Source organism: Stenotrophomonas maltophilia group sp. Smal12, assembly GCF_037079935.1.
GTDB lineage: Bacteria > Pseudomonadota > Gammaproteobacteria > Xanthomonadales > Xanthomonadaceae > Stenotrophomonas > Stenotrophomonas sepilia.
The window spans coordinates 1-9,316 of the sequence record NZ_JBAWUK010000086.1; the positions used below are offsets into that span (position 1 = coordinate 1).

The window sequence follows — 9,316 nt, forward strand, 5'->3', positions numbered from 1 at the left end:
CCCCCCCGCCATCCCACGGATAGCACGCTTTTGCCGTTGCCGTTGCCGTTGCTCCAAGCAGGTGCAGGGCGCAGCCCTGCCCAACACCCCTTACCTCAACTGGCTGTCCTTGCTGCCGCGCCGGTTGTAACCGGCATGCGCCTGCGCTTCTTCGTCATGCGCCTGCTGGCACGCCACGCACAGGCGAACTCCCGGCACAGCACGACGTCGCGCCAACGGAATCGGCGCGTCACATTCCTCACAGTGTTCAAGGCCCGGGCCCTGCCGCAGCTGGCCTCGCGCGCGGGCGATCGCATCGTCGACGGTGGCGTCGATCTGGTCCTGGACCGCGCCATCTCCCGCCCAACCAGTGGCCATGGCCTTCCTCCGCAGGTGTGTCGCCTGATATGGGGACGATACACCCGCGCACAAAGGAGCAGGCCTGTGTTGCGCCGAGCCATGGCCGGTGCGCCTTCAGCAAGCTGAGCAGAACGCCAACGGATCCAATCAGGTCGATCGCGACTTAATCCCCTCCGTCCCCTTTTTGCTTACCAGATCAGGTCGTCCGGCACCTGGAACTGGGCGTAGTAGGCGTCGTCCTCGGCGTTGCCGGTGGAGATCTCGGCGGTCGAGCCCGGCTGGCCGTGGTCGACGATGATCGCCTCCGGGGTCCGCTCGCGTACCTTCTCGGCGGCGGCGCGCGGCAGCAGGGCGTAACCCTCGCCATTGGCGACGATGACCAGCACGCCCACCGACAGCGCCTTGCGCAGCTTGGGGTCGATCAGCAGGGTGCGGATCGCCGCGCCATCGCTGAAGCGATACTCGTCATCGCCCTTGTGGGGCACGGCATGGGCCGCGATGATCTGCTTCGCCTGCGCCTTCTGTTCCGCCTGCCTGGCCTGGGCATTGCGCTCGGCGGCCAGCGCACGGTCGCGCTCGACCTTCTCGGCACGGGCACGTTCAGCCTCACGCTGGACCTCGGCCGAGGCCGATTCGGCCTTGCCCTGGCGGGCCTTGGCCTGCTCCCGCGCGGCGGCGCTGGCCTGCGATTTCTTGGCCAGACCGGCCTTGAGCAATTGTTCCTGCAGCGCGTTGGGCTTTGCCATGGTCGGTACGTACCGCGTGTAATCTTGGATGCTTCCATTCTACCGACGCCCCGCCGCCCCTGCATGGCAGTCCTGAAGTACCTCACCGGCTACCCCGAACCCCTGGTCGCCCAGGTCAGCGAACTGCTGGCGCAGGGCAAGCTCGGCCCCTGGCTGCAGCAGCGCTATCCCGACCCGCACGAGGTCCGCAGCGACCGCCAGCTGTACGACTACACCCAGGCGCTGAAGGACCGTTACCTGCGCAAGTCGGTGCCGCTCAACAAGGTCTGCTACGACAACACGCTGGAAGTGATCAAGCACGCGCTGGGCACCCACACCGCCATCTCCCGCGTGCACGGTGGCCGCCTCAAGGCCAGCCGCGAGATCCGCATCGCTACCGTATTCCGGCAGGCACCCGCGGCGTTCCTGCGCATGATCGTGGTGCATGAGCTGGCCCACCTGAAGGAAGCCGACCACAACAAGGCCTTCTACCAGCTGTGCCAGCACATGGAACCGGATTACCTGCAGCTGGAGTTCGATACCCGTCTGTACCTGACCGAGCTGGCCAACCGCAGCCAGCGCTGACCGGCCGCAGCAGCTACACTGCGCGCCCCCTGCCCGACCTGCCCGCCATGGAACCGATCCGTCTCGACAAACGCCTGTCCGCCCTGCTCGGCATCCCCCGCGGCGAAGCGCGGCGCTATATCGAAGGCGGCTGGGTAACGGTCGACGGCGAAGTGGTGGAACAACCACAGCGCCCGGTTGATGAAGCCGCGCAGATCGTGGTCGCCGAGCAGGCCAGCGATGAAAAGGCCGAGCGGGTCAGCATGCTGCTGCACAAGCCGGCCGGCGTTGCTGCTGAGGCCCTGTGTGCGCTGGTCAGCAGTGACAGTCGCAGCGAACTTGATGCCAGCGACATCCGTCCGTTGCAGCGCCATTTCCACGGCCTGCAACTGGCCGCTGCCCTTCCGGCCAGCGACAGCGGCCTGGTGGTGGTCAGCCAGGACCCGGCCACGCTGGCCCATCTACAGCGCAATCTGGGCCGCACCGAACAGGAATACCTGATCGAAGTGGCCGAAGGCGGCCCCGAGCGAGGACCGTGGCTGCTGGCGCGGCTGCAGCAGGAATCCGGCGGCGCCAAGGTCAGCTGGCAAAGCGAGCAGCGCCTGCGCTTTGCCGGCAAGGGGCTGACCGCCAAGGGGCTGCGCGTGGCGGTGACCGCCGCTGGGCTGCAGGTGCTGGCCGTGCGCCGGCTGCGCATCGGCCGCGTGGCATTGGGGCCGCTGCCGCCGGCGCAGTGGCGTTACCTGGGCAGCGACGAGCGGTTCTGAGGCCTGCGGGTCAGGGCCCTTTCCTGCGGAAACGGGTCCGCCCCCATCCTGACGCCCCGGGGTCGGATCCGTTGCCGAAGGCAAGCGCGCTGATGCCCTATCGATCCTGCAGGCATTCCTTCACGCAGGGCGTGGATCTACCATCGAGGCATGAGCCTGCCCATGCCCCTGTGGCGACGCCTGTTGCGCGTCGCTGCAATCATCCTCGCCGCGCTGTTGCTGCTGGTCCTGTCCGGGCTGCTGCTGGCCGACCATCTCACGCCACAGGCACAGGGCGCGCCCTCGCATGTACTGCCTTTGCAGCCGGCGCAGACCCGCATCGACCAGCAGATCGTGCCGCTGCAGGACGCGCATCCCGGGCAATCAGGCGTAGCGTTCCTCGGTGATGGCATGGATGCCTTCGCCGCGCGCGCGATGATCACCGCGCACGCTGGCCGCAGCCTGGACCTGCAGTACTACATCTGGCACGACGACCTGATCGGCCACCTGATGGCCAAGGCGCTGCATGACGCCGCCGAGCGCGGTGTGCGCGTGCGCATCCTGCTCGATGACATGAATGCCAAGGACAAGGACGCGCTGATGATGGCGCTGGACCGGCACCCCAACATTGAAATCCGCCTCTACAACCCGTTCCGCAACCGGACCGGCATCCTGCGCATGGTGGAGATGGTGCAACGCTTCTTCAGCGTGAACCACCGCATGCACAACAAGAGCTGGATCGCCGATGGTCGCGTCGCGATCGTCGGCGGCCGCAACATCGGCGAGGAGTACTTCAGCGCGCGCACCGATGTGAATTTCCAGGATCTGGACCTGCTGGTCGCCGGCCCTGCCGTGGAGCAGGCCAACCGGATCTTCGACGACTACTGGAACAGCGAGGCCGCCATTCCGGTATCCGCGCTTGCCTTCCATACCGATGCGCAGCTGCGCCTGCTGGTGCGCGAATCGGATCATGAGGCGCAGCGGGACGTGGCCCGGCCCTACCTTGCGCGCGTGGCCGAATCGCGCCAGCGGCAGCGCCCGAGTCCCGAGCCATTGCACTGGAGCAGTGCAGTGCGCATCGTCTCGGACCCGCCGATGAAGCATCGCAAGGATGATCGCGCTGCCTGGCTGGTGTCGACCCTGATCAGCGAGCTGCAGGCCGCCCGGCACAAAACGTTGTTGATTTCGCCCTACTTCGTGCCAGGCGACGAAGGCCTGGATGGCTTTTCGGCCATGGCCGGGCGGGGCGTGCAGGTCGGCGTGGTGACCAACTCACTGGCTGCCAACGACGTCGCTGCCGTGCACGGCGGCTACATGAGCTACCGCGTGCCGTTGCTCGAAGCGGGCGTCCACCTGTACGAACTGAAGGCGCAGGGGCAGTCCGGCGATGCCGGCATGTTCGGCAGCAGCGGCGCGAGCCTGCACACCAAGGCGTTCGTGGTCGACGACCGCCGCGGCTTCGTCGGCTCGTTCAACCTCGACCCGCGCTCGGCCTACCTCAACACCGAAATGGGCGTACTGTTCGACGACCCGGTGCTGGGGGCGCGGCTGCGCGATGAGTACCTGCGCCTGGCAGACCCCAGGCACAGCTGGTGGCTGGCGCTGGACGACCGTGGCCGGTTGCGCTGGCTGGAGCGCGAGCCGCCACCGCACTGGGTCGAGGCCGAGCCAGGGGCAACGGCGCGCAAACGCTGGTTGTCGCGGGCCATCAGCTGGCTGCCTGTCGAATCGCAGTTGTAGCACTCAGGCCGCCGGGCCGGCCTGGTCCTGTCCGGCCTCATCCAGCGTTTCCACGCTGCGCCCATGCAGGCGCCGCCAGATCCAGCGCAATGCATGCGGCGGCGCTGAAGGCAGCTGCTCCAGCAGCGCCAGCATGCGGCTCTGGCTGGCATGCCCATGGCGGCACAACAGGCTGGCCGCTGCGGCGGCGCTGGCCAGGCGCAGGCTGTCGGCCAGCGCCCCTTCTGCATCCACCGCCAGGGCCTGGTGAACCGGTTCAGGCAGCTCCCATGCGGCGGCGACCCGCTGCGCCAACGGTAACGACCACTGCTGCAGCAGCTGCAGGGCCAACGCCGGCTCCACGGCCTCGCCGCGGGCCTGCGCTTCCTGCAGCAGCTGGCGCATTACCAGTGACGCGCCCAGTCCCTGCACCAGGCCCAGCCACTGCGCAGCGAAGGCATCACCGAAGGTGACCGTACGTGCGTGATCGGCGGCCGCGCGCGAGGCCAGCAGCGCGTGCTCCCAGATGATCGCGCTGAACTGCGGGAACACTTCGCACTGCACCTGCATCACCGGCTGCACCAGTACCGCGCTGATGATCTGCCGCACGCCTTCGGTACCCACCAGTGTCACCGCCCGCTGCAGGCTTTCGACCGGGCGCTCATGCACCTTGTAGGCCGGGCTGTTGGCGATGCGCAGCAGGTTGCCGGTCAGTACCGGGTCCTGGCCGATGATCGCGGCCATCACCCGCGCTGAGGCGGCATCGTCGTTGACGGTCTGGATCAGCTGCGGCAGCAGTTGCGGCCGGCGGGGCAGCTGCCTGGCCGCCCAGTTGCGGTCCTGCAGCGCGCGCGCCACCGCCTCGCCCAGCCCTGCGGCCTGCACCGGCGTGGATTCACCGGCCAGACGCGGGTACAGGGCCAGCGCATGCAGGCCACGTTGCAGATGTGCAGCGATCTCGGCCGGGGGCAGCGCTTCGCCCTGCAGGCTCGCCGCTGCGGCGGCCACCGCCTGGCGGGACGCAGCAACCAGCCGCGACGGTGCCGCCCCGGTCGAACGCGCCAGCCAGCCGCGCAGCGATCGCCACCAGGCCGCTGTCATCGCCGCCTGCCCTGTCGTTGTGGTGCCCTTGCCGTCACTGACCGCCTGCCTCTTCACGCGAATCCGGCCACCCGCCGTCGTCGCAGCATCGGCCGCATTTTCATCTTCTTTAACCGGAAGGCATGCGATGTCGACGGCACCGGCCGGGGGAATGGACTAGAATGGCGCCGCGCGACCCGTCCCCAGCCATGACGACGTCGCTTTTTTTGTTTTGGGACCCTACCGTTCACTGGCCGTTCGCTGCAGTTCGCCGCTGTTCGCGCCATCGGAGACGCCATGCTATTCGAAACCCTCGCCACCACCGGCCACGAACAAGTGGTGTTCTGCCACAACCACGATGCCGGCCTGCAGGCGATCATCGCCATCCACAACACCACCCTGGGCCCGGCCCTGGGCGGCGTGCGCATGCGTCCGTATGCCAGCACCGACGAGGCGCTGGCCGACGTGCTGCGGCTGAGCCGGACGATGACCTACAAGAATGCGCTGGCCGGCCTCAACGTCGGTGGTGGCAAGGCGGTGATCATCGGCGACCCGAAGGTGGACAAGACTGAAGTACTGTTCCGCGCCTTCGGCCGTTATGTCGACTCGCTGGGAGGGCGCTACATCACCGCCGAGGACGTCGGTACCGACGTCAACGACATGGAGAACATCTACCTGGAGAGCCAGTTCGTGACCGGCGTGCACCAGGTCCATGGCGGCTCCGGCGATCCGGCCCCATTCACCGCCTACGGTGCGCTGCAGGCGCTGATGGCGGCGATGCGCTTCAAGTTCGGCCATGAGGAAGTGGGCAAGACCAGCATCGCAGTGCAGGGCCTGGGCCACATCGGCATGGAGCTGGTCAAGCTGCTGCGCGACCGCGGCGCCAAACTGTATGTCACCGACCTGGACAGCGCGCTGGTTGATCGCGCGGTCAGCGATTTCGGCGCCGAAGCGGTCAAGCCGGACGAGATCCACGAAGTGAACGCCGATGTGTTCGCACCGTGCGCGCTGGAAGGCGCGATCAACGCCGACACCCTGCCGCGGATCAAGGCGAAGATCATCTGCGGTACCGCCAACAACCAGCTGTCGAGCCTGGAAATCGGCGATGAACTGCATGCGCGCGGCATCCTGTATGCACCTGACTACGCGGTCAACGCGGGCGGCGTGATGAACGTGTCGCTGGAGATCGATGGCTACAACCGCGAACGCGCGATGCGCCTGATCCGCAGCATCTACCACAACCTCACCCGCATCTTCGAACTGTCGCAACGCGAGAACATCGCGCCGCAGCGGGCAGCCGACCGCATCGCCGAAAGCCGTATCCTGTCGATCGGCAAGCTGAAGATGCCGCTGGGCCGCAGCACCCCGCGCCTGGGCAACCTGCGCGGCGGCTGAGCCTGCCGATGTCGCGCCGGGCCTTTCGACCCGGCGCGACCGCTCGTTCAGAAGCCGGTGCTGTAGCGCAACGCCGCCTGGCGCGCGCCTTCGCCGCCGACGCGCTGGTCAAAGCCCAGGCTCAGGCGGCCGTTGCGGCCCCACCACGACTCCAGCGCCACGCCGAACAACGCACTGCCGCGCGGCGCGTTCCAGCCCGCCAGTGGCGCCCATGCATCAACGCCGACGAAACTGGCCTGCCAGTCCGCATCGGCACCATCGAGCCGCTGCTGCCATTCGGCATGCCCGCGCAGGGTCCAGCGCCCCCAGCCACGTTCGCCGCGGATACCGGCCAGCATCTGGCTGCGCTGTACGCGGTTGGCATCGCCACGCAGGCCGAAGCCGAACCCGCCCAGTTCGTTGAAGGCATCGGTATCCACGCGCGTCGTGCTGGCGCCCAGATACGGTGTCAACGACGCACCTACGCGGCCGAAACGATAGCCGCCTTCGACACTGGCACTGCTGAAACGTCCGCCGTAACGTGCAGAGACACCGTAGGCGCCGGCGCCCAGCAGCAACTGGCGATCCAGCGCCCGGGTGAACTGGCCGCTGCCGACCTGGGCCAGCGCATAGCCCCGGCCCAGGTTCCAGCCGGCGTACAGCTGCGCCTGCGCCTGGCGATCACGCCCACGATCACCGCCGAAGCTGCTGCCACCATTGCTGCGGGTTTCGCCGAAGGCCACACCCATCAGCCCATTGCTGCCCAGCGGCAGGTCCTGGCCGGCCATCCAACCACGGCTGTCGGCGGCATTGCCGGCGAAACTGCCCTGCCCGGCTTCGCCGAGCGCGCTCTGCCAGGCCCCGCGCAGGCGCGGCGCCGCCTGCACGCGATCGAAGCGCTCGGCGATCGCGCGGCGTGACATGTCGATGCTGTCGAAGGTGGCCGACTCGGCCCGCGCATGCGCCTGTCCGGACAGGCTCTGCAAACTGGCCTCGAGGCCTTTGCTGCCACCGCCGGTCCACTGCAGCGCACCGGCGGCCGTACCGAAGGCCGAGCCCTGCAGCGTCGTATCGCCATCAAGCGCGCTGAACGCACTGTCCACGCGTTGCGCAGCCGACTGCGCCGAGGCCGTGAGGCCGGTCGCTGCCGCCGTGACGCTGACCTGGGTCAGGTTCAACCAAGCGTTGTTGCTGTCATAGCCATAGCTGCTCTGCAGCAGCGACAGGCCCTGCAGGCCGCTGGAGGTGGCCGGGCTGCTGAAGGTGCCGCTGAGGCCGCCGGCGGCGTGGATCAGGTCCTGGCGGCTGCCGTTCTGCGGCACATAGCCGGAGACGAAGCCGTGTACGCGCACGCCCCCGTTGATCGTGGCGTTGCCGGTGACCTGCAGCGCATTGGCACCGAGCGCGATCATCAGCTGCGCGCCGGCCTGCTGGGTGTAGTTGCCCTCGATGGTGCCGGTGGTGCTACCGGTGGTCAGCAACACGCTGCTGCCGTTGACCACATTGCCGATCACGCGCGGCGTACCGCCATTGAACTGCAGGCCGGTCGAATCCGGATCGGGCTGCGCCAGGATCGTCACGTTGGAGCGGATCACGCTGCCGTTCTGCAGTGACAGGATGCCGCGCTCGATGCGGGTGGCACCGCTGTAGCTGTTGTTGCCCCCCAGCACCAGGGTTCCCCCGCCCTGCTTGACCAGGCCACCGCTGCCGACGATGTCATTGCTCCACAGCGAGCCACTCGATGGCGCATCGACATTGGCCACCACGTCGCCCCAGTCGAAGCGCCCCGGCCCCTTGATCGCCCGCGAGATGTCGAGCAGGCCGTAGCCGAACACCGCATCCACGCCGGGCGCACCGATGTCCTTGGCGGTGCCCAGCAGGGCCTGCCGCACCAGGTTGTTGTCGAAGTACGGGTAGCGCTGCCAGACCAGGGCGGCGGCGCCGGAAATCAGCGGGGCGGCGAAGGACGTGCCGTAGTTCCAGTAATAGCTGCCGCCGTTGGCATCGGGATAGACCGCGCTGCCCGGCGCCGCCAGGCAGTAGCGCGCGGCCTGGCCGCAGGCATTGGCGTAGCTGGCCAGCGTGCCCGGTGCATACGGATCCACCGCAGTGGCCACCAGCCAGCCGCGCTCCAGATCGGCCGCTGGCAGCGAGCCGGCAACGCCCAGCTGGCTGGGCAGCGCGGCCAGGCTGCTCGGCTCGGGGCGCGCATCGTTGCCGGCCGCGAACACCACCAGGCCGCCATGATTGATGACGAAAGGCCGGTACTCGGCCGCCACCTGCGCGGTGGTCGGCAGGTCGGTCCAGTACAGGCCGCCCCACGAATTGTTCATCACCTTCACGTTGTAGCTGATCAGGTCCTGGTGGACCTGCGCCACGCCCAGTGGGCCGCTGAAGGAATTGCCCTTGCCGCTGCCGTCATCGACGGGCGGCTTGTCGGCGATGATCCGCGCCGAAACGATCTGTGCGCCGGGGGCGATGCCGCCCGGCCAGGACCCCACCGGAGCACCCGCGGCCAGGCTGGCCACCGCCGTGCCGTGGCCCACCACGTCGTCCACCTGCAGGTTGTTGCGGGCGGGGTCGATGTAGTTGAGGTTGGCGACCACGCGCCCGTTCAGCGCCACTGCGTTGCGCTGCACGCCCGAATCGACGATGCCGATGCGCACCCCCTGCCCGGTCAGGCCAGCGGCCTGTGCGGCACGCGCATTGGTCACGGACAGGTGCGCGTCGAAGGCCGGCTCCTGCGGCTTGGCCGGAGGCGGGGTGGTC

At 68.3% G+C, this 9,316-nt stretch carries 8 protein-coding genes; 4 read left to right on the top strand and 4 right to left on the bottom strand.

Annotation, left to right across the window (positions count from 1 at the left end):
* Positions 1 to 90 precede the first annotated feature (90 nt).
* Together WDC87_RS21230 and WDC87_RS21235 are read right to left on the bottom strand one after the other, a co-directional pair.
* Positions 91 to 357, bottom strand: a complete 267-nt coding sequence (locus tag WDC87_RS21230; protein WP_072169104.1) for a DksA/TraR family C4-type zinc finger protein — start codon at positions 355 to 357, stop codon at positions 91 to 93.
* 170 nt (positions 358 to 527) lie between these two features.
* Positions 528 to 1,085, bottom strand: a complete 558-nt coding sequence (locus tag WDC87_RS21235) for a DUF2058 domain-containing protein (protein WP_069139975.1) — start codon at positions 1,083 to 1,085, stop codon at positions 528 to 530.
* A gap of 63 nt (positions 1,086 to 1,148) precedes the next feature.
* On the opposite strand from WDC87_RS21235, the gene WDC87_RS21240 reads away from it, so the two are divergent.
* The 3 genes from WDC87_RS21240 to WDC87_RS21250 all read left to right on the top strand — a co-directional run bounded on the left by WDC87_RS21240 (position 1,149) and on the right by WDC87_RS21250 (position 4,114).
* Positions 1,149 to 1,649, top strand: a complete 501-nt coding sequence (locus WDC87_RS21240) for a M48 family metallopeptidase (protein WP_072169103.1) — start codon at positions 1,149 to 1,151, stop codon at positions 1,647 to 1,649.
* Positions 1,650 to 1,696: 47 nt separating this feature from the next.
* Positions 1,697 to 2,395: an RNA pseudouridine synthase gene (locus WDC87_RS21245; RefSeq protein ID WP_069139977.1), complete on the top strand. Its 699-nt coding sequence runs from the start codon at positions 1,697 to 1,699 to the stop codon at positions 2,393 to 2,395.
* 162 nt (positions 2,396 to 2,557) lie between these two features.
* Complete coding sequence (locus WDC87_RS21250; protein ID WP_252744340.1) at positions 2,558 to 4,114, top strand: phospholipase D family protein; 1,557 nt, start codon at positions 2,558 to 2,560, stop codon at positions 4,112 to 4,114.
* A 3-nt stretch (positions 4,115 to 4,117) separates the two neighbouring features.
* Here the strand turns inward: WDC87_RS21250 and WDC87_RS21255 are convergent, their stop codons facing one another.
* Positions 4,118 to 5,194, bottom strand: a complete 1,077-nt coding sequence (locus tag WDC87_RS21255) for an HDOD domain-containing protein (protein WP_180884613.1) — start codon at positions 5,192 to 5,194, stop codon at positions 4,118 to 4,120.
* A gap of 276 nt (positions 5,195 to 5,470) precedes the next feature.
* Between WDC87_RS21255 and WDC87_RS21260 the strand changes: the two genes are divergently transcribed.
* A complete protein-coding gene (locus tag WDC87_RS21260) occupies positions 5,471 to 6,568 on the top strand; it encodes a Glu/Leu/Phe/Val dehydrogenase dimerization domain-containing protein (RefSeq protein ID WP_004153019.1) in 1,098 nt (365 codons plus the stop codon).
* 47 nt (positions 6,569 to 6,615) lie between these two features.
* On the opposite strand, the gene WDC87_RS21265 is transcribed toward WDC87_RS21260, so the two are convergent.
* The coding region (locus WDC87_RS21265; RefSeq protein ID WP_336331327.1) for a S8 family serine peptidase at positions 6,616 to 9,316 on the bottom strand (2,701 nt) is incomplete at its 5' end.

Coding starts and splice junctions, on each gene's coding strand:
- WDC87_RS21230 (WP_072169104.1), bottom strand. CDS start 357: ATGGCCACTGGTTGGGCGGGAGATGGCGCGGTCCAGGACCAGATCGAC.
- WDC87_RS21235 (WP_069139975.1), bottom strand. CDS start 1,085: ATGGCAAAGCCCAACGCGCTGCAGGAACAATTGCTCAAGGCCGGTCTG.
- WDC87_RS21240 (WP_072169103.1), top strand. CDS start 1,149: ATGGCAGTCCTGAAGTACCTCACCGGCTACCCCGAACCCCTGGTCGCC.
- WDC87_RS21245 (WP_069139977.1), top strand. CDS start 1,697: ATGGAACCGATCCGTCTCGACAAACGCCTGTCCGCCCTGCTCGGCATC.
- WDC87_RS21250 (WP_252744340.1), top strand. CDS start 2,558: ATGCCCCTGTGGCGACGCCTGTTGCGCGTCGCTGCAATCATCCTCGCC.
- WDC87_RS21255 (WP_180884613.1), bottom strand. CDS start 5,194: ATGACAGCGGCCTGGTGGCGATCGCTGCGCGGCTGGCTGGCGCGTTCG.
- WDC87_RS21260 (WP_004153019.1), top strand. CDS start 5,471: ATGCTATTCGAAACCCTCGCCACCACCGGCCACGAACAAGTGGTGTTC.